Here is a 19487-nt window from a genome sequence, read left to right as displayed (position 1 = left end):
TGCCAACTGACCCGAGGGGCCACCAGATGAACGTCGTCACGCCCACCGCCGCCACGGCGACCCACCCAGGTCGTCGTGGGGAGCGCCTCGAGCGCTTCGTTGACCGCTACAACCCGCTGGCCCAGAAGAGCCTCATCCTGTTCCCGCTGCTGGCGGTCGCCGGGCCCTTCGCGTCGCTGCGGCCGGGCTCCACCGGGTTCCCGTACTTCTATCGCATCCTGTTCGTGGCCGCCCTCGTCGTGGCCGTGCCGATGCTCCTGATTCGGCTGCGTCGCCGGACGTTTCCGCTGTTGTTCGGGGCCGTCCTCGGCCTCTGGTTGGTGTGGACCTCGGTGAGTCTGCTGTGGACGCCGGACCGCAGCGCCGGTCTGCGCGAGATCCTGGCCGGCGCCTCGGCGCTGCTGGGCGCGTTCGTCATGCTCGTCCTGTCCGCCGGCACCGCGCGCAGCCTCCGTTACCTGCGCTGGGGCTGGATGCTGGCGTTCGGGGTGACCGTCCTCGTGGTGGTCTGGGAGATCTTCACGTGGCGGCATCTGGGCGAGGTGACCGGTGCCGTGGAGTGGTGGGTCTTCAGCGCCTATACCGTCGCGGGCCTCGACACCAACCCCAACGGGCTGAGCAACTTCGTCAACGCCGCGGCGGCGGTGATGGGCGCCCAGCTCATCCGCGAGGTCCGGCCCCGCCGGCAGGCGCGCGCCGCGGTGGACGCCCTGGAGTACGACGGGATGCCGCCGCAGGACCCGCCGTCTGGAGCACCGCAGGCGGTCGCCGGTCGGTGGGCCCGGGGCAGCCGCTGGCGCATCGCCGCCTTACTGCTCGGCCTCGTCGTGGCGGGCTATCTCTCCCTGCTGACCAACTCCCGCTCGGGAGTGCTGGTGATGGCCACCTTGTGCGTCCTCGCCGCGGCCTTCACGCTGCCCACCCGCCGGTACGTCGTGGTCCCGGTGGCCCTCGTCGCGCTGGCGGCCGGCCTCCTGGTCCTGGAGCCCGTCGAGCTCGACACGTTGCGGGTGCAGCCCACCACCCAGCCCGCCGATGTCGAGGCGCGACCGAACTCGCACGTCCACGAGTCCATGACGGCCGAGGAGGTCGCGGCGGACGCCGCCGCGGCGGACCGGCTGCGCGTCGAGCTGATGGCGTCGGGTCTGCGCCAGGTGGAACAGCGCCCCCTGCAGGGATTCGGGGCCGGCGCGGCGCTGACGCGCCTGGAGCAGGATCCCCAGTACCAGCCCAACGCGGACGTGAAGAACCGCCGGATCCTGCCGCTGCACAACACGTTCCTGGAGATGGCGGTCAACTACGGCGTACCGTTCGTGCTCCTCATCCTCGCGCTGCCGCTCGTAGTCGCCGGGGCGGTGCTGCGGCCCCGCGCGCTGCTGCGGTATTGGCCGGACCCGCTCGTGTTCGAGTGTCTCGGTATGCTGCTCGCGTTCCTGGTCATGAGCGTCATCACCAGTTCCTCGATCGGCACGCCGGTGTTCTGGCTGATGCTCGCGTACGCCGCGGCCCTGGCGTGGCACTACTCCGACGTGCTGCGGGCGGTGCGCGGCGCCGACCCGGCCGCCTCCCCCGAGAAAGCGAAGGGCCGATGAAGATCTCGATCCTCTCCCCGGTGTTCAACGAGGAGAAGCACATCGAGGAGATGATCGAGTCGGTGCGGGCCCAGGACCACGAGGACTGGGAGATCTGCTTCGTCGACGACGGGTCGACCGACGCCACGGTCGCGAAGATCGAGGCTGCGGCGGCGGCCGACGGGCGGGTTCGCCTCGTCGCCCACGGCGAGAAGCTCGGCAAGGCGGCGGCGTTCAACCGCGCGTACGCCGCAGCCACCGGCGATGTCGTCACCATCCTGTCGGGCGACGACCGCCTCCCGGCCGGTGCGCTGGCCATCCGGGCCGCCGACATGGCGACGTGCCGCCCGGGCGAGCGCGGGATGGCGACGTACAAGCTGCGGTCCTTCTCGGAGGACCCCGCCTTCGACGCGATGGTCCTGCCCCGGGGCGACGCCACGAGCATGTCCGGCGGGTCGCTGACGCTCAGCCGCGAGCTGGCGGAGGCGATCTTCCCGATCCCGGAGTCGCTGCCCAGCGAGGACATCTGGCTGGGCTGCGCCGGCCCGGCGCTGTCCCGGCGGCACATCCAGAACCCGATCGTGACCTGGGACTACCGCATCCACGGGGGGAACTCGAACCCCCGGCACCGCGGCTTCGAGGCGATGTCCGCCTCCATCGCCCCGCGGCACGAGGCCTGGCGGCTGCTGCTCGACCAGGACCGCTTCGAGCTGCCGGCGGCGGACCGGGCGACGCTGGAGGCGCGGTACGCCGCCGAGCAGCACCGGCGCCGCGGCGACGTCGTCGGCATCCTGCGCACCCGCGGCCTGCCGCTCGTGGACCGGCTCGGGTTCGCGGGGATGGCGGACCCCCGCCTGTGGGCGCTGCGGCGCCGGTTCTACAAGGTCCTGTCCGGCCGCCAGGGCCGCTGAGCCCGCCGTGCGGGTCCTCGTCCTCGGCCGCGGCCTGCCCGGGCCGGGTCAGCCGCTGCTCGGCATCTTCGAATACCAGCAGGCCCGCGCCCTCGCCGCCGCCGGGCACGAGGTGGTCTACGGCGCCCTCGACATCCGGTTCCTGCACCACGTGCGGCCGTGGGGGACGCGGCTGCACGAACGGGACGGCGTGCACGTCGTCGAGCTGAGTCTGCCGCTGGGCCGCCTGCAGTACCGCGGCGGCTATCGCCTGGTCCGGGCCCTCTGGGAGATCCTCTACCGCAGTTGCGTGAGGCGCTACGGCCGCCCCCACGTCGTGCACAGCCACTTCGTCGGGTGGTCCGCGGCGGCAGCCCTCGGCAAGCGCCGGCACGGCTACCCCCTCGTGGTCACCGAGCACACCTCCGGGCTGATGGCCCCCGACCCCCCAGCGCGGATGCTGCGCGGGATCGACATCGCGTACGCCGCCGCCGACGTGCTCATCGCGGTCAGCCCCGGCCTGGCGGGCCGCATCCGGGAGCTGACCGGCCACGAGGCGGTGTACGTGCCGAACCTGGTCGACACCGCCACCTTCGCGGGGGTGCGCAAGGCGCCGCACCAGGGCGTCCGCGTCGTCACGGTCGGCAACCTCATCGAGCGCAAGCGCGTGGACGTGCTCCTGGAGGCGTGCGCGCTGCTCGGCCGCGACGACCTGACGCTGACCGTCGTCGGCGCCGGGCCCGAGCTGGAGACCCTGCGGGCCCGGGCCGCCGAGCTCGGCCTCGCCGGCCGGGTGCGGTTCCGCGGGAGCCTGCAGCCCGAGGAGATCGCGACGGAGTTCGCGGCGGCCGACGTGTTCGCCCTGGCCTCGCGGGAGGAGACCTTCGGGGTCGTCCTGGTCGAGGCCATGGCCGCCGGGCTGCCCGTGGTCTCGACGCGGTCCGGCGGCCCGGAGGGCTTCGTGACCGCCGAGACGGGGGTGCTCACCGGCCTGTCCGCGGCCGAGATCGCGGAGGGATTACGCGCGGCTCTGTCCCGCAGCTGGGATCGCGAGGCGATCCGCGCGTACGCCGTACGGCATCACTCCCCCGCCGTCGTCGCCGCGCGGCTGACCGAGCTGTACGCCGTCGCCATCGCCCGCGCCACCCCCCGTTGAGCCCGCTGCCCACCGCCGGGGCGTGGGCGGTCCTGCGGGATCCGCGGTTCGCCCGGTACTTCACCGCGCGCCTGGTCGCCACCTTCGGCTCCTCGATGGCGCCGATCGCGGTGGCCTTCGCGGCCCTGCACATCGACCCCGCCCCCGGTGGCCTGGCGTTGGTGATCGGGACCCACACCGGCGCCCAGATCCTGTGCCTGCTGTTCGGCGGCGTGGTGGCGGACCGGTGGCCCCGGGTGCGGGTGCTGCAGGGCGCGCACGTCGTCACGGCGCTGACGCAGGGGGTGGCCGCCGCCCTGGTCCTCTCGGGGCGGGCCGACATCCCCACGCTGGCCGTCATCGAGGCTGTCAACGGCGCGGCCAGCGGGTTCGCCGTCCCCGCGATGACCGGCATCGTCCCCTCGGTGGTCGACCGGGACCGCCTGCAGGAGGCCAACTCGCTGCTGGCGCTGGCCCGGGGCACGCTGCGGGTGCTCGGGCCGGCCTTCGGCGGCGCGCTTGTGGCCACGGTCGGGCCCGGCTGGGCCCTCGCGACCGACGCCGTCACCTACACCGTGGCGGTGCTGGTCCTGGCGGGGCTGCGGCTCCCCCGCGGCGCGGTGGAGTCCCCCGCCGGGTTCGTGCGCGAACTGGCCGAGGGCTGGACGGAGTTTCGCAGCCGCCAGTGGGTGTGGGTCATCGTGGCAACGTTCGGGGTCATCAACGCCATTGGGGTGGGGGTCGTGGGCGTGCTCGGCCCGCTCATCGCCGTGCGTACCCCCGAGCTGGGCGAGGCGGGGTGGGGCTTGGCGTTGGCCGCCGATGCCGCCGGCGGGGTGGTGATGACGCTGGTCATGATGCGCCTGCGGGTACGTCGGCCGCTGCTGGTCGGCCAGCTGGCCGTCGCCTGGATGGCCGCGCCGATGGTGTTGCTGGGGGTGGCCCCAGCGGTGCTGCCCCTGGCGCTGGCCTTCGCGCTCAGCGGCACCGTGGTGCAGGTCTTCGCCATCGCCTGGGAGACGGCGTTGCAGGAGCACGTGCCCCAACACGTGTTGTCGCGGGTCTCGGCGTACGACGCGCTGGGCTCATTCCTCGGCATCCCCGTCGGGACGTTCGCCTTCGGCTGGCTCGCCACCCGGTTCCCCCCGGGGCAGGTCGCGATCGCCGGCGGGATCGCGTACGCCGTGGTCGCGCTGGCGGCCCTGCTCTCCCCCGAGGTCCGCCAGCTGCGCCGCGCCTGATCCCGGGACGCTCGCCCGAGCGGCGCTCCGCGCGCTAGTGCAGGTGCCCACCGATATCGGTGGGCGTGATCTCTTCGGAGGCCCCGCGCGCCTTGAGGTCGCGGCGCAGCTCGTTCGGCAGGGCGAACAGGAGTGACTCCTCGGCAGCGGTGACCTGCTGCACGGCGTCGTAGCCGCGCTCGGCCAGGCTGGCGAGCACGTCCCGCACGAGGATCTCGGGCACCGACGCGCCGGAGGTGACCCCGATGGTGGCGACCCCCTCGAACCAGGAATCCTGCAGCTCCGCGGCGTAGTCCACCAGGTGTCCGGCCCGCGCCCCGTGCTCCAGCGCGACCTCGACGAGGCGCACGGAATTGGAGGAGTTGCGCGAGCCCACGACGATCATCAGGTCGCAGTCCCGGGCCATCTTCTTCACCGCGAGCTGGCGGTTCTGGGTGGCGTAGCAGATGTCGTCGCTCGGCGGGTCGATGAGCTGGGGGAACCGCTCCCGCAGCCGGCGTACGGTCTCCATCGTCTCGTCGACCGACAGCGTCGTCTGGGACAACCAGACCACCTTGGTCTCGTCCCGGACGCGCACGTTCGCGACGTCGTCCGGTCCGTTGACGATCGTGATGTGCTCCGGCGCCTCGCCGGAGGTGCCGACGACCTCCTCGTGGCCCTCGTGGCCGATGAGGAGGATGTCGTAGTCCGTCTCGGCGAACCGGCGCGCCTCGCGGTGCACCTTGGTGACCAGCGGGCACGTGGCGTCGATCGTCTTCAGCGAGCGCGCGGCCGACTCCTCGTGGACGGTGGGCGCCACGCCGTGCGCGGAGAAGACCACCGTCGCCCCCTCCGGCACCTGCGCGGTCTCGTCGACGAACACCGCGCCGCGCCCGGCCAGCGTGTCGACCACGTGCTTGTTGTGCACGATCTCCTTGCGCACGTAGACCGGTGGCCCATACAGCTCCAGCGCCTTCTCGACCGTGACCACCGCCCGGTCGACGCCGGCGCAGTAGCCGCGGGGGGCGGCGAGCAGGACACGCTTGGTTTCGGTCACGCGTCCATCGTACGAAAGGCGCCGCGCCGTACCCTGGGCGCGTGCCCCCCGCCGCCGGCCCTCCCGAGGTCCCGCCCGGCACCGTGCCCGGCAAGGCGCCGGGTGACCTGCCCGGCAAGGCCGCCGAGACCACCGCCGAGCGGCCGTGGCCGGTGCGGATGCTGTCGATGAAGATCGCCGAGTACGTCGAGCGCATGTCGCAGCTCTGGGTCGAGGGCCAGGTCGTCGAGCTGTCCCGGCGCTCGGGATCGCTGTGCTTCCTGACCCTGCGCGACCCCGACGTGGAGCTGTCGTTGCGGGTGACGATCTCGGCGTACGCCCTCGACGCCATGCCGGTGCCCCTGCGCAGCGGCCAGCGCGTGGTGGTCCAGGCCAAGCCGACGTTCTGGACCAAGCAGGGCAGCCTGCTTCTGGAGGGGCGCCAGATCCGGCCGGTCGGCGAGGGCGAGCTGCTGGCCCGCGTCGAGCAGCTCAAGCGGGTGCTGGCGGCCGAGGGCGTCTTCGACCGGGAGCGCAAGCGCCGGCCGCCGTTCCTGCCGGAGGCGGTCGGGCTGATCTGCGGGCGCGGCAGCGCGGCGGAACGCGACGTGGTCGAGAACGCGCGCCGGCGCTGGCCCGCCGTGCGCTTCGAGATCCGCGAGGTCCCGGTGCAGGGCTCGGACGCTGTGCTGGCCGTGGCGGGGGCGTTGGCCGAACTGGACGCGCTGGCGCACGTCGAGGTGATCGTCATCGCGCGAGGCGGCGGCTCGTTCGAGGACCTGCTGCCGTTCAGCAACGAGGCGATGGTCCGCGCCGTCGCGGCGGCCCGGACCCCGGTGGTCAGTGCGATCGGGCACGAGGTCGACACCCCGCTGCTGGACTTCGTCGCGGACGTGCGGGCGTCCACGCCGACCGACGCCGCCAAGCGCATCGTCCCGGACGTCGCGCAGGAGCGGTCCGGGCTGGACGACGCGCGGCTCCGGCTGGGCGGCGCGGTGCGCGGACGGCTCGCCGAGCAACGGCGGCTGTTGGCGACGCTGCGGTCCCGTCCCGTGCTGCGCGATCCCGCGGCCATGCTCGCGCCGCACCGCTCCCAGGTGGATCAGCTCCGCGGTCGCGCGGACCGCAGCCTGCTGGCCCGCACCCGCCGGGGCGCCGACGAGGTCGGCCACCTGCGCGCCCAGGTCCGGGCGCTGTCGCCGCTCTCGACCCTGCAACGCGGGTACGCCGTGGTCGAGCACGCCGACGGCCGCCTCGTGAGCGGCCGCGACCAGGTCGAGGCCGGCGAGTTGCTGCGGGTGCGGGTCGCCGACGGCGACTTCGGTGCGCGCGTGGTGGGCTGACCATCGGCGCGAGCAACGCCCGGGGACCACGAATTCCTGGCCAGGCCCGCGCGACGGCCGCGCCGCCAGGGGCCTGTCGGTGCCGCCGCCTAAGGTGGCCTTCGTGACCGCCGCCGAGAACACCGTCCCCGCCGCGAAGACCGTGGACCGCCATGCGGATGTGGCCGAGCTCAGCTACGAGTCCGCCCGCGACGAGCTGATCGGCATCGTCGGCCGGCTCGAGGGCGGACAAGTCGGCCTCGAAGAGAGCATGCGGCTGTGGGAGCGGGGCGAGGCCCTGGCCGACCACTGCGCCGCGTGGCTGGACGGCGCGGAGCGCCGGCTCCGCCGGGAGGACGCGGCGGCCGAAGCCGACGAGGCTGAGGCTGAGGCTGAGGGCTCCTAGCGGGAGCTCGTCTGCGCCGCCGACGGTGTGGCAGCGGCCGTCGCGTCCTGGAGCTGAAGGGATCCCGCGAAGCGCTCGAGGTCGGCGTAGTCGACCTCGCCGGAGAGGACCGTGGTCAGGCCGCCCGGCGCGTCGGCGCCCTGCGCGACGAGGCTGCGCTGGGTCCGTGGGGGGCCGCCCTCCACGGCCGCCGTACGCCGAGTCCACGTGACGCCACCCACCTGCGACGTACCGTCGTCGCGTCCTGCCCTGCTCTGCCGCGACACCCACGTGGCCACCTGCTCCGCGCTCACGCCGTCGCCGGGGCGGGTCTGGGACAACACGACGTACCGGTCGTCGCCCGGCAGGTGGTGGTAGCCGACCTCCCAGGTCGGCACGCCCTTGTCGTCCGCGGCGAGGCGCACGCTCGTCGGGTGCCAGTCGTCCCCGGTACGCACGGTCGCCAGCGGCCAGTGCTTCTCGGCGGCGAGCTGGCCGGCGACCCGCGCCACGTCGACCGTCGTGCGCTCGCGCTGGGCGGGGTGCGGCATGAGCGCGACGAGCACGAACACCACGACGGTCATGATGACCATGGAGATGACCAGGCTGCGCCAGTTGCCGCGGCCGTGGGTGCTGGTCCGCGCTGGGGGTCCGGACGGTGTCGTCGCGGGATCAGCGCCGGTGGCGGGCGGGCTGGGCTCGGTGCTGGTCACGCGGACCATCGTAGGCGGACTGGCATGACCGCCCCGCGCCCGGACCGCCCCGAGGCCGCCGAGACGTCGTGCCCGGCCGGTCGGCGGCCCCGGCCCCTCGCGCGACGAGGGCAGCCCCAACGAATGGCGAGGGGCGGCCGGGTCGTGATGACCCGGCCGCCCCGCTACGCCGTACGTCGTGTGCTCAGGCGTCCTGCGTCCGCCCTGCCGCGGCGGCCTCGCGAGCCTTGGCCCGCTCGAGCGCGCGCTTGCGGTCCGCCTCGTTCTCCTCGGCGATCTGGCGCGCCTTGTCCTCGTCCCGGGTCAGGCAGGTGCCGGACTCCGGGTCGAAGACGTGCATCAGCGCGGGGTCGAAGAGCAGTTCGGCGTCGTCGCCCTCGCGGACCCGGCTGCGCGAGTCGAGGTTCACGACCATCTGGGTGCGCATGCCCTCGCCGTCGAGCTCACGGTCCAGCTCCTCCAGCTTGGACTGGACGGCGGCGTCGGGCTGGTCGTACGGGACGTAGGCGTACTGCTCGTTGCCCAGCCACTCGGTGACATCGACCGGGACGGTGAACCGTACGGCGTTGTCCGGCACGCTGTCGCCCAGCGTGGCGTCCTTCAGGTGCTCCGGCCGGATGCCGACGATGACCAGGTCCTTGCCGCGGATCTTCTCCGCCAGAGCACCGCCGACCGGCACGTCCACGAACGGCAGCTTGAGGTTGCCGCCCTCGACGCGGGCCGGAAGGAAGTTCATCGGCGGGGAGCCGATGAAGCCGGCCACGAACAGGTTGACGGGCTGTTCGTAGAGCTCGCGGGGGCTCGCGCACTGCTGCAGGATGCCCTTCTTGAGCACGGCGACCCGATCGCCGAGCGTCATCGCCTCCGTCTGGTCGTGGGTCACGTAGACGGTCGTGATGCCCATGCCGCGCTGCATCCGCGCGATCTCGGTGCGCATCTGGCCGCGCAGCTTGGCGTCCAGGTTGGACAGCGGCTCGTCGAAGAGGAACGCGTCAGCGTCCCGGACGATCGCGCGGCCCATCGCCACGCGCTGGCGCTGACCACCGGAGAGGTTGCCGGGCTTGCGCTCGAGGTGCTCCTTCAGCTCCAGCATCGCCGCGGCCTTGTTGACCTTCTCGCGGATCTGCCCCTCTTCGAGGCCGCCCTTGTTGAGCCGCAGCGGGAAGGCGATGTTCTCGAACACCGTCAGGTGCGGGTAGAGCGCGTAGTTCTGGAACACCATGGCCAGGTTGCGGTCCCGCGGCGCGAGGTCGTTGACCCGCTTGCCGTTGATGTTGAGATCCCCGGAGGTGATGTCCTCCAGGCCGACGATCATCCGCAGCAGCGTGGACTTCCCGCAGCCCGACGGGCCGACGAGGATCATGAACTCGCCGTCCTTGATGTCCAGGCTGACGTCGTTCACGGCCGGGAAGCCGTCACCGTATTTCTTGACGATGTTCTTCAGCTCGATCTGAGACATGTGCTGATTTCTCCTAAGTCCGTGGGCAGGGCAGGCGTCGCGGGCCTAGCCCTTGACCGCACCCGAGGTGAGACCGGCGACGATCCGGCGCTGGAAGATGAGGACGAGCAGGACGACGGGGATGGTGACGACCACGGCCGCCGCCATGATGGCGCCGGTCGGCTGCTCGAACTGCGAGGCGCCCGTGAAGAACGCCAGGGCGGCCGGCACGGTGCGGGCCTTGTCCGACGTCAGCGAGATCGCGAACACGAAGTCGTTCCACGCGGTGAAGAAGGTGATGATCGCGGTCGTGAACACGCCGGGGGTGGCCAGCGGGACGATGACCTTGCGGAACGCCTCCCAGCTCGTCGCGCCGTCCACCTGCGCCGCTTGCTCCATCTCCCAGGGGATCTGCCGGAAGAACGCCGTCATGGTCCAGATCGACAGCGGCAGGGTGAGCGCGAGATACGGCAGGATCAGGCCGGGAATCGTGTCGAACAGGCCCACCTGGCGCCACAGGTCATACAGCGGCGTGACCATCGAGATCACCGGGAAGAACGAGACCGCCAGCGCCGTGCTGAGGATCAGGCGCTTGCCGGGGAACTCCAGCCGGCTGATCGCATACGCGCAGAACATCGCGAGGATGACCGAGATCAGCGTGGATACGAGGCACACGACGAACGAGTTCCGCAGCGCCGGCATGAACAGCTCGGAGGCCCCACCGCGGAAGATCAGGTCGTAGTTCTCCGTGGTCGGGTCGGTGGGCCAGAAGTTGCCGGCGACCGCCTTGCCCGGTACGGCGAGGTCGGCGGGCTTCTTCAGCGACAGGGCCACCATCCACAGCAGCGGGATGACGGTCCAGATCATGATCAGGATGGACAGGACGAACAGCGTCCACTTGGTCTTGGTGGAGACATTGGTGTCCATGGGTCAGCCCCTTCCCTCGGCCAGGTCGACCTTGAAGCCCTTGATGAAGAGCATCGCGATGCCCACGACCGCCAGGAACAACAGGACGGACAGCGCCGAGCCCATGCCGACCTCGACGCGGCTGATCGTCTGGTTGTAGGCGAGCAACGAGAACGAACTCGTCCCGTTGGCGCCGCCGGTCATGATGAAGATGTTGTCGAAGATGCGGAAGGCATCCAGCGTCCGGAAGAGCAGCGCGACCATGATGGCCGGCTTCATGTTCGGCAGGATCACCCGGGTCAGGATCTGCATGAAGCTGGCCCCGTCGACCTTGGCGGCCTCCTCCATCACGGAGTCGACCTGCGCCAGGCCGGAGAGCAGGAGCAACGACATGAACGGGGTCGTCTTCCAGATCTCCGAGAGGCAGATGATCGCGATCGAGGACGGACCGCTGCCGAACCAGTCGTAGTTGGTGTCGAAGGCGCCGAACGAGAGCGCGTGCAACCAATCGTTGGCGTAGCCCATGGAGGTGCTGAACGCGTAGAACCACGAGAACGCGGAGACGACCGTGATGATCGAGTAGGGAATCAGCACGATCGTGCGCAGCGTCTTGCGGGGAATGATCACGCGGTGCATGACCATCGCAATGATGAAGCCGAGCACCAGCTCGACGGCGACGGTGATGATCGTGATCACCACCGTCACCCAGATCGCCTTCCAGAAGACGCCGTCCTGGAGCGCCGTCAGGTAGTTGTTCAGCCCGACGAACTCGCGGTTGTTGGGGTCGGAGAGCCGGTACTTGAAGAAGCTGAGGTAGAGCGCCTGAAGGATCGGGTACGCCGTGACCAGCAGCATGATGATGAACGCCGGCCCGGCGAGCTTCCAGCCCAGGGACCGCTCGGCCTTCGCCCGATCGGAGAGGTACACCTCTTTTTTCTTGCGCCCCGAGGCGGGCGCAGTCGCCGCCGCGGCGGGCTTGTCGACAGCGGTGCTCATAGCAGCGCCTCTCCCTTCAGGACTCGCTTGATGAGGTCGGCCGCTGCCCCCGGGGTGCTGCTGCTCACCGAGCTCGGCGGACTGTAGGTCTTCTGGATCGCCGTGGAGACGTCACCGTAGTACTGGGTCAGGGGCCGGGGGGCGCCCTCGTCCAACGACGTACGGATCATCGCGGCCAACCCGTTCGGGAACGCCTTGGTGACCTCGGGGTCGTCGTACACGCTCTTGCGCGCCGCCGGGTTACCGGACTTCAGCATGTAGAGCTTCTGGTGCTCCGGGCTGATGATGCACTGGATTGCCTTCCAGGCCTTGTCCTGCTTGGTGCTGGCCTTGTTGACGCCCACCTCGATGCCGCCGAGCGGGGGCTTGCTGGGTTGGCCGGCGACCGTCTGCGGGTAGCGGGCGAACGCCATGTCCGCGCCGATCTCCTTGTTGGCCGCGGGGACGGCGTTCCAGACGTAGGGCCAGTTCAGCATGAAGCCCGAGGTGCCGGGGTTGGTGAAGAGGCTGACCGCGTTCGTCTCGTCGAGCGAGCCCATCGCCGGTCCGCCGACGCCGCTGGAGGACACCTTCTTGATGACCTCGGCGGCCTTCTTGCCGGCGTCGCTGTCGAGGCCCAGCTCCATCGTCTTGGCGTTGTCGGGGTTCTTGGCGATGATGTGGCCGCCGGCGCCCTCGATGAGCGCGTTGATCCACACCATGTAGCCCTCGTAGAGCTTGGACTGGACGCCGATCGTCTTCTTGGTCTTCTGCGCCGCCTCGATCAGCTGATCCCAGGTGACGTCCTTGGTCATGTCGATGCCGGCCTGCTGGGCCACCGACTTGCGATACCAGAGCAGCTGGGTGTTGGCCCACATGGGCGCCGCGACGAGTTTGCCCTTCCAGGTGGCCGCGTCGATGATCGGCTTGACCGCGTCCTCGGTGAGCTTGTCCTTGTACTGAGCCGGCACCTCGGCGAGCCAGCCCGGCTCGGCGAACTCCGCGACGAACACCGGGTCCAGGCTCATGAGGTCCATGCCCGCATCACCGGCGGCGAGGCGGCGCTCGACCTGCTGCCGCTGGTCGCTGGCGCTGTTGGGCAAGAGCTGGATCTTGATGGAGTACTCGCCCTTCGCGGCGTCGGTGCACTCCTTCGCGATCTGCGCCTGGCCACCCTTGGTGGGGTCGGAGCCACCGCCGTCGGGGTTGATATACCAGGTCAGCTCGTTGCTCGGGCCGCTCGACCCGCAGGCGCTGAGGCCCGCGACGGCGGTCAGGGCGCAGGCCGCGACTGCGGCCGCCCGTTTCGTCATCTTGCGATTCCGCACCACGACTCCTTTGTCTCGTCCAGTGCTCGCACGCCGGCCGCGGGAGAGGTAGACGCGGCGACATCGCAGCACAGCGGGGTCCCACCGGTGGGGCGGCGGACCTGGGGGGCACAATGCCACCGGCGCTGGCAAGGCGCACGTCGGCATGCAGCGTACCTTAACGTCTTTTCCGAAGGGTGATGCGCACCCCCCTCCACAACGGCCTGCGACGACGACGCCCGGGCCGCGACGCCGGTCCTAGGCTGGTGGCGGAAACCCCCGCACCCGCACGGCTAAGGAGAGACGGCATGGCCGAATTCGCCTATGAGGACCTGCTACCGATCGGGGCGGACGAGACGCCGTACCGCAAGCTCTCCGACACGGGGGTGCGCACCGTCGAAGGCCCGGACGGGCGCACGTTCCTGCAGGTCGACCCGGAGGCGCTGACCCTGCTCGCCGAGACGGCGATGCACGACATCGCGCACTATCTGCGCCCCGCCCACCTCGCCCAGCTCAAGAAGATCCTGGACGACCCCGAGGCGAGCAACAACGACAAGTTCGTGGCCCTCGACCTGTTGAAGAACGCCAACATCTCGGCCGGCGGCGTCCTGCCGATGTGCCAGGACACCGGCACCGCGATCGTCATGGGCAAGCGCGGCCAGCACGTGCTCACGGCGGGCGTCGACGAAGAGCCCCTGAGCCGCGGCGTCTACAACGCGTACACCAAGCTCAACCTGCGCTACTCCCAGAACGCCCCGATCACGATGTTCGAGGAGAAGAACACCGGCAACAACCTGCCGGCGCAGATCGAGCTGTACGCCGACACGATCCCCGGCCACGAGACGACGTACAAGTTCCTCTTCATGGCCAAGGGCGGCGGCAGCGCGAACAAGAGCTACCTGTTCCAGGAGACCAAGGCGATCCTCAACCCGGACAGCCTCATGACGTTCCTGGAGGAGAAGATCGCGAGCCTCGGGACCGCGGCCTGCCCGCCGTACCACCTGGCCGTCGTCATCGGCGGCACCAGCGCCGAGTTCGCCCTGAAGACCGCGAAGTACGCGTCCGCGAAGTATCTGGACACGCTCCCCACCGCCGGCGACCCGGCGACCGGCCACGGCTTCCGCGACCTTGAGACCGAGGAGAAGGTGCTGGAGCTGACGCGCAAGCTCGGCATCGGCGCGCAGTTCGGCGGCAAGTACTTCTGCCACGACGTGCGCGTCATCCGCCTCCCCCGGCACGGCGCCTCGCTGCCCGTCGCGATCGCGGTGTCCTGCTCGGCCGACCGGCAGTGCCTCGGCAAGATCACCGCCGACGGCGTGTTCATCGAGCAGCTGGAGTTCGAGCCTGGGCAGTACCTGCCGGAGATCAGCCACCGCGACCTCGCCGGCGACCTGGAGGGCGAGGACGCCGCCCAGCAGGTGGTCAAGATCGACCTGACCCAGCCGATGGACGCCGTCCTGGCCGAGCTGACCAAGCACCCCATCAAGACCCACGTCTCCCTGACCGGCACGCTGGTCGTCGCGCGCGACATCGCGCACGCCAAGATCAAGGAGCGGCTCGACGCGGGCGAGGAGATGCCGCAGTACCTCAAGGACCACCCGGTGTATTACGCCGGGCCGGCCAAGACGCCCGAGGGGATGGCCTCCGGCTCGTTCGGCCCGACGACGGCCGGCCGGATGGACAGCTACGTCGACGCGTTCCAGGCCGCGGGCGGCAGCAAGGTCATGCTCGCCAAGGGCAACCGCAGCAAGGCCGTCACCGACGCCTGCGCCGCGCACGGCGGGTTCTACCTCGGCTCGATCGGCGGCCCCGCGGCGCGGCTGGCCCAGGACTGCATCACGAAGGTGGAGGTCCTGGAATACCCCGAGCTCGGCATGGAGGCGGTCTGGAAGATCGAGGTGAAGGACTTCCCGGCGTTCATCATCGTGGACGACAAGGGCAACGACTTCTTCGCGACGGTCGGGCCGAAGGCGATCCAGCAGACCATCCCCAAGCGGCCCGGCATGGAGGATCCGCAGCAGGACATCGACGCCGGACCCGTCGACGCACCGGTCGACGCACCGAAGGAGTAGGTCGATGACGCTTCAGCCACGTCCCGAGACCCCCGCCCAGGCCTGGGCAGCGCTGAAGGCCGGTAACGCCCGGTTCGTCGCCGGCACGCCCGAGCACCCGAACCAGGATGCCGCCCGCCGGGGCGAGTTGACCGGCGGGCAGGCCCCGTTCGCGACGCTGTTCGGCTGCGGCGACTCGCGATGCGCCGCGGAGGTCATCTTCGACCAGGGCTTGGGCGACCTGTTCGTGGTGCGTACGGCGGGGCACGTGATCCACGAGGGCGTCTTGGGCTCGCTGGAGTTCGGCACGGAGGTGCTCGGTGTTCCCCTCATCGTGATCCTCGGCCACGACTCCTGCGGCGCCGTGAAAGCGGCGGTCCAGCACTACCAGGGCGGCTCGATGCCCGGCGGATTCATCCGCGACATCGTCGAGCGGGTGACGCCCAGCGTCATTGCGGCCGCGAACAACGGCAGCACGGCCACCGACGAGGTCGAGGCGGAGCACGTCCGGCAGACGATGCGGCTGATCGATGAGCGGTCCCAGCTCATCCACGCCGCCGTGGAGGAGGGGCGCTGCGCGATCGTCGGGCTCACCTACGCGTTGGCCGAGGGGAACGCGCGCTTGGTCTCCGCGATCGGGGACATCGGGGAGGGCTGACTGGGCGGCGGGCGCCGACCGGGCGGGGGGCTGACGGGGCGGCGAAAGCTGCCTAGTCAGCCCGTACGTCGAGTGCCAGGGCCCGCCTCGCCTGCTCGCTGGTTGGTCTTCGGGGCGGCGACCCAGGCCAGAACGGCCCGGGTCGCCGAGCCGGTCAGAGGGCTAGGCGGTCCTTGACGACGTCGGCGAGCTGGTCGGCCGCCGCCTGGGCCTTGTCCTGAGAGTCGGCCTCGACCATGACGCGGACCAGTGGCTCGGTGCCGGACTTGCGCAGGAGCACGCGGCCGGTCGCCCCGAACTCCTTCTGCGCCTGCGCCACGGCGTCCTGCACGACCTCGTCGGCGTCCACGCGGTCCTTGTCGACGCCCTTGACGTTGACGAGCACCTGGGGCAGGCGGGTCATGACCTTGGCGAGCTCGCTCAGCGTGCGGCCGCTCTCCACCACGCGAGCGGCGACGTTGAGGGCGGTCAGCACCCCGTCGCCGGTCGTGGCGTGGTCGAGCATGATGACGTGGCCGGACTGCTCGCCGCCGAGGTTGAAGCCCTTGGCGCGCATCTCCTCGAGGACGTAGCGGTCGCCGACGCCGGTCTGGGTCGTCCGGATGCCCTCCCGCTTCATGGCCTGCAGGAGCCCGAGGTTGCTCATGACGGTGACAACCAGGGTGTCGTTCTTGAGGCGGCCGGTCGACTTCAGGCCCACGGCGAGGATGGCCATAATCTGGTCCCCGTCGACCTCGTTGCCGTCGGCGTCGACCGCCAGGCAGCGGTCGGCGTCGCCGTCCCACGCGAAGCCCAGGTCGGCGCCGCGGGCGACCACGGCGTCCGCGATCTTGTCGAGGTGCGTCGAGCCGTAGCCGTCGTTGATGTTGAGGCCGTCGGGCGAGCCGCCGATGACGTCGACGGTGGCGCCGGCCCGTTCGAAGGCGGCCGGGCCCACCGTGCTGGCGGCGCCGTGCGCCGCGTCGACGACGACGTGCAACCCGTCGAGGCGGGTGGGGACGCACTCGCGCAGGTGGTCGAGGTAGAACTCGCGGCCTTGCGGGAAGGGGCGGATGCGGCCGACCGCCGAACCCTGTGGCCGTTCGGTCCACTGCGCGCCCATGTGCTCGGTGATCTGGTCCTCGGTGGCGTCGGACAGCTTGTGCCCGCCGCGGCCGAGGAACTTGATGCCGTTGTCGGGCATCGCGTTGTGCGAGGCGGAGAGAACGGCGCCCATCTCGGCGCGCATGCGCGCCGTGAGGTAGGCGATGGCCGGCGTGGGGAGCACTCCCGCGTCCAGCACGTCGACCCCGGCGGAGGCGAACCCCGCGCAGACGGCCGAGCCGAGGAACTCCCCCGAGGCCCGGGTGTCGCGACCGACGACGGCGACGGCCCGGTGGCCGCCGTATGCGCCCCGGTCGCCGAGTGCCCGCGCCGCGGCCACGGACAGGTTCAGGGCGAGGTCTGCGGTGAGGTCCTTGTTGGCCAAACCCCGGACTCCGTCGGTCCCGAACAGGCGCGCTGCCATGCATGTCTCCTTCTCGTGTTCCCCCGGTCGCCGTCCGCGAGATCCCCCCGCACGGCGCGACGGCCCTCGCGTTCCGCGAACGACCGTCACGTCCTAGTGTACGGCGACCGTGCGGCTGCCCCCGTCGCCCGCGAGCACGATGGCGAGCTCGAGGACGCCTCGCGACCCGTTTCGCGCCCGGCCCCGTGACACGCGAACTGCCCGGTGCGGCAACGCCGCCACCGGGCAGTTCGAGGGTGCGCCAGCGCTGGTGGAGCCGAGCCCTGACGCGAAGCGTCAGCGCTTGGAGTACTGCGGCGCCTTGCGCGCCTTCTTGAGACCGGCCTTCTTGCGCTCGGGGACGCGGGGGTCCCGGGTCAGGAAGCCGGCCTTCTTCAGCGCGGACCGGTTGAGCTCGGGGTCGACGCCGTTGAGGCTGCGGGCGACGCCGAGGCGCACCGCGCCGGCCTGCCCGGAGGCGCCGCCGCCGTGGACGCGGACCAGGACGTCGTACGCGCCGTCCAGCTCGAGGGTCTTCAGCGGTTCGTTGACGATCTGCTGGTGGACCTTGTTCGGGAAGTAGTCCTCAAGGGTGCGGCCGTTGATCTTCCACTCGCCGGTGCCCGGGACGATCCGGACGCGGGCGATGGCCTGCTTGCGGCGGCCGGTGGCGGCGCCGGGCGCGGAGGCCGACGGGCGGCGCGCCGGCTCGGCCGCGCGGGCGTCGGTCTGGGTGGTGTATTCGGACAGCGCGGGCTCTTCGAGCTCGAGTTCGGTGGTGATGTCGGACACGGTTCTCCTCGGGTGCGGTGCGGCTGGGTCGGCTCAGTGCGGCGGGGGCCGACTACTGGGCGACCTGCGAGATCTCGAAGGGCACCGGCTTCTGGGCCTGGTGCGGGTGGTTGGCGCCGGCGTACACCTTCAGCTTGCTGAGCTGCTGCCGCGCGAGGGAGTTCTTGGGGAGCATGCCGCGGATGGCCTTCTCGACGGCGCGCTCGGGCGACTTGGCCATGAGCTCCGTGTAGGACGTGGACCGGAGGCCGCCCGGGTAACCGGAGTGGTGGTAGGCCTGCTTCTGCTGCAGCTTGCTGCCGGTGAGGGCGACCTTGTCGGCGTTGATGATGATGACGAAGTCGCCGGTGTCGACGTGCGGCGCGAAGGTGGGCTTGTGCTTGCCGCGCAGGAGGACAGCGGCCTGCGAGGCGAGGCGGCCGAGAACCACGTCGGTGGCGTCGATGACGTGCCACTTGTGCTCGATCTCGCCCGGCTTCGGGGTGTAGGTACGCACGGGTCAGCCTTGCTTTCTCTCGTGATGCTTGCTGGTGCGGGGCGCTCGCGGAGCGGAGCGGTCGTGCCCGGCCCCGCCAGTGGAGAGCCGCCCGCGCGACCGGAATCCGTCGCCGCGTGCACAACAGGCCTCCATGCTACCGAGGCCGCCAACGTCGCCCAAATCCTCCGGAACGGGTCTTGACGTGCAAAAACGTCGCCTGTATGTCGGAGGTGGGCTAGGTATGCAGCGAAACCGTGCAAAAATTCTGTGCATGACTGGCCCTGATCACGGCGAGCCACCCCCTACCGATCCGGATGTCGCCACCATCGCCGACGCCGACCTGATCGCGGACGGGCCACCGCTCCCGGCGTACCCCGTGGACGCCGCGGCCCTGCGCACCCTGGCCCATCCGCTCCGCTCCCGCCTGCTCGCCGAGTTGCGCTCGCTGGGGCCGGCGACGGCGACCGACCTCGCGGTGAGCCTCGGCACGAACACGGGGGCCACCAGCTACCACCTGCGCCGCCTGGAGGAGGTGGGGCTGGTCGCCGACACCGGGGCTGGCCGCGGTCGGCGCCGGCTCTGGGCGGCAGCCACCGACGGTCGCGAGGTCGCGCCGGGTGATGACGAGGACGATGACGCGGCGGCCGAATGGCTGGCCAGGGACTACGTGCAGCACTTCGCCGGGAAAGCCCAGGACTGGATCGGTCGGGCTGGTGAGTGGTCGCCGACCTGGCAGGACGTCACCGGGCTGGACGATCGGCTGGTGCTCGTCACGGACGACCAGCTCGCGGCGCTTCGTGGCGAGGTCGACAACGTGCTCGCGCGGTATCGCCGGGTGGGCGCGGGCAACCCACAGGCCAAGCGGGTGACGTTCTACACCTGCGCCTTCCCGGTGGATCCCCCTGGTCGCGGGACATCCGGGCGCCCCTCGCGGGGCGGGCCTACGCGCTGATCGCCGACGCCAAAGGGAAGCGCCCGGCCGGCAAAAGGCGCGGGACCCCACGCCTCCCCCTGCGCCGGCCGGGCGACGCCCTCGGAGCACCGTCCCCGGCCGGTCGCTGGGGGGCGGCCGGACGTCGGCTCGGCGACGCCCCATTGGGGAGTCAACCAACATGGACGATCGT

General features: G+C 71.1%; 18 protein-coding genes. 9 read left to right on the top strand and 9 right to left on the bottom strand.

Annotated features, from left to right (window positions below; all coding sequences use genetic code 11):
* Positions 1 to 26 precede the first annotated feature (26 nt).
* From IPK37_13545 to IPK37_13530, 4 genes are read left to right on the top strand one after another with little or no spacing between them, the layout of a single operon-like run.
* Positions 27 to 1592: an O-antigen ligase family protein gene (locus IPK37_13545; GenBank protein QQR99971.1), complete on the top strand. Its 1566-nt coding sequence runs from the start codon at positions 27 to 29 to the stop codon at positions 1590 to 1592.
* Positions 1589 to 2482, top strand: a complete 894-nt coding sequence (locus IPK37_13540; GenBank protein QQR99970.1) for a glycosyltransferase family 2 protein — start codon at positions 1589 to 1591, stop codon at positions 2480 to 2482. Before IPK37_13545 ends, IPK37_13540 begins: the two co-directional genes overlap by 4 nt.
* 7 nt (positions 2483 to 2489) lie before the next feature.
* On the top strand, positions 2490 to 3617 hold the full coding sequence (locus tag IPK37_13535) for a glycosyltransferase (protein QQR99969.1): 1128 nt from the start codon (positions 2490 to 2492) through the stop codon (positions 3615 to 3617).
* Positions 3614 to 4837 carry an MFS transporter gene (locus IPK37_13530; protein ID QQR99968.1) on the top strand — a complete coding sequence of 408 codons (1224 nt, stop codon included), beginning with the start codon at positions 3614 to 3616 and terminating at the stop codon, positions 4835 to 4837. The genes IPK37_13535 and IPK37_13530 overlap by 4 nt, the downstream gene beginning before the upstream one ends.
* Before the next feature lie 34 nt (positions 4838 to 4871).
* Here IPK37_13530 and IPK37_13525 read toward each other — a convergent pair whose 3' ends face one another.
* Positions 4872 to 5873, bottom strand: coding sequence for a 4-hydroxy-3-methylbut-2-enyl diphosphate reductase (locus IPK37_13525; GenBank protein QQR99967.1), 1002 nt, complete (start codon positions 5871 to 5873; stop codon positions 4872 to 4874).
* 107 nt (positions 5874 to 5980) lie between these two features.
* Between IPK37_13525 and IPK37_13520 the strand changes: the two genes are divergently transcribed.
* Together IPK37_13520 and IPK37_13515 are read left to right on the top strand one after the other, a co-directional pair.
* Positions 5981 to 7195: an exodeoxyribonuclease VII large subunit gene (locus tag IPK37_13520; GenBank protein ID QQS02873.1), complete on the top strand. Its 1215-nt coding sequence runs from the start codon at positions 5981 to 5983 to the stop codon at positions 7193 to 7195.
* A 103-nt stretch (positions 7196 to 7298) separates the two neighbouring features.
* On the top strand, positions 7299 to 7580 hold the full coding sequence (locus IPK37_13515; protein ID QQR99966.1) for an exodeoxyribonuclease VII small subunit: 282 nt from the start codon (positions 7299 to 7301) through the stop codon (positions 7578 to 7580).
* Here IPK37_13515 and IPK37_13510 read toward each other — a convergent pair.
* The 5 genes from IPK37_13510 to IPK37_13490 all read right to left on the bottom strand — a co-directional run bounded on the left by IPK37_13510 (position 7577) and on the right by IPK37_13490 (position 12904).
* Positions 7577 to 8272 (bottom strand): DUF4245 domain-containing protein, encoded by a 696-nt coding sequence (locus IPK37_13510; protein QQR99965.1) that lies wholly within the window; start codon positions 8270 to 8272, stop codon positions 7577 to 7579. The two genes, IPK37_13515 and IPK37_13510, sit on opposite strands and share 4 nt — an antisense overlap.
* 184 nt (positions 8273 to 8456) lie before the next feature.
* The gene (ugpC, locus tag IPK37_13505; protein QQR99964.1) at positions 8457 to 9731 is read right to left on the bottom strand and encodes a sn-glycerol-3-phosphate ABC transporter ATP-binding protein UgpC; all 1275 of its coding nucleotides are present in this window, start codon (positions 9729 to 9731) and stop codon (positions 8457 to 8459) included.
* A gap of 45 nt (positions 9732 to 9776) precedes the next feature.
* Positions 9777 to 10637, bottom strand: a complete 861-nt coding sequence (locus tag IPK37_13500) for a carbohydrate ABC transporter permease (protein QQR99963.1) — start codon at positions 10635 to 10637, stop codon at positions 9777 to 9779.
* A gap of 3 nt (positions 10638 to 10640) precedes the next feature.
* Positions 10641 to 11612, bottom strand: coding sequence for a sugar ABC transporter permease (locus tag IPK37_13495; protein QQR99962.1), 972 nt, complete (start codon positions 11610 to 11612; stop codon positions 10641 to 10643).
* Positions 11609 to 12904: an extracellular solute-binding protein gene (locus tag IPK37_13490; protein ID QQR99961.1), complete on the bottom strand. Its 1296-nt coding sequence runs from the start codon at positions 12902 to 12904 to the stop codon at positions 11609 to 11611. Before IPK37_13490 ends, IPK37_13495 begins: the two co-directional genes overlap by 4 nt.
* Positions 12905 to 13206: 302 nt before the next feature.
* Between IPK37_13490 and IPK37_13485 the strand changes: the two genes are divergently transcribed.
* Positions 13207 to 14970 carry a fumarate hydratase gene (locus IPK37_13485; GenBank protein QQR99960.1) on the top strand — a complete coding sequence of 588 codons (1764 nt, stop codon included), beginning with the start codon at positions 13207 to 13209 and terminating at the stop codon, positions 14968 to 14970.
* A 4-nt stretch (positions 14971 to 14974) separates the two neighbouring features.
* Positions 14975 to 15607, top strand: coding sequence for a carbonic anhydrase (locus IPK37_13480; GenBank protein QQR99959.1), 633 nt, complete (start codon positions 14975 to 14977; stop codon positions 15605 to 15607).
* A gap of 154 nt (positions 15608 to 15761) precedes the next feature.
* On the opposite strand, the gene IPK37_13475 is transcribed toward IPK37_13480, so the two are convergent.
* The 3 genes from IPK37_13475 to rplM form a co-directional block, all read right to left on the bottom strand.
* Positions 15762 to 17114: a phosphoglucosamine mutase gene (locus IPK37_13475; GenBank protein QQR99958.1), complete on the bottom strand. Its 1353-nt coding sequence runs from the start codon at positions 17112 to 17114 to the stop codon at positions 15762 to 15764.
* Positions 17115 to 17390: 276 nt separating this feature from the next.
* Positions 17391 to 17885, bottom strand: coding sequence for a 30S ribosomal protein S9 (gene rpsI / locus IPK37_13470; protein QQR99957.1), 495 nt, complete (start codon positions 17883 to 17885; stop codon positions 17391 to 17393).
* 52 nt (positions 17886 to 17937) lie between these two features.
* Positions 17938 to 18381: a 50S ribosomal protein L13 gene (gene rplM / locus IPK37_13465; GenBank protein ID QQR99956.1), complete on the bottom strand. Its 444-nt coding sequence runs from the start codon at positions 18379 to 18381 to the stop codon at positions 17938 to 17940.
* Positions 18382 to 18634: 253 nt separating this feature from the next.
* Between rplM and IPK37_13460 the strand changes: the two genes are divergently transcribed.
* Positions 18635 to 19315 (top strand): helix-turn-helix transcriptional regulator, encoded by a 681-nt coding sequence (locus IPK37_13460; protein ID QQR99955.1) that lies wholly within the window; start codon positions 18635 to 18637, stop codon positions 19313 to 19315.
* Positions 19316 to 19487: the final 172 nt, after the last annotated feature.

The sequence above is a fragment of the Austwickia sp. genome (assembly GCA_016699675.1).
GTDB lineage: Bacteria > Actinomycetota > Actinomycetes > Actinomycetales > Dermatophilaceae > Austwickia.
This window is presented reverse-complemented; position numbering and strand designations above follow the sequence as displayed.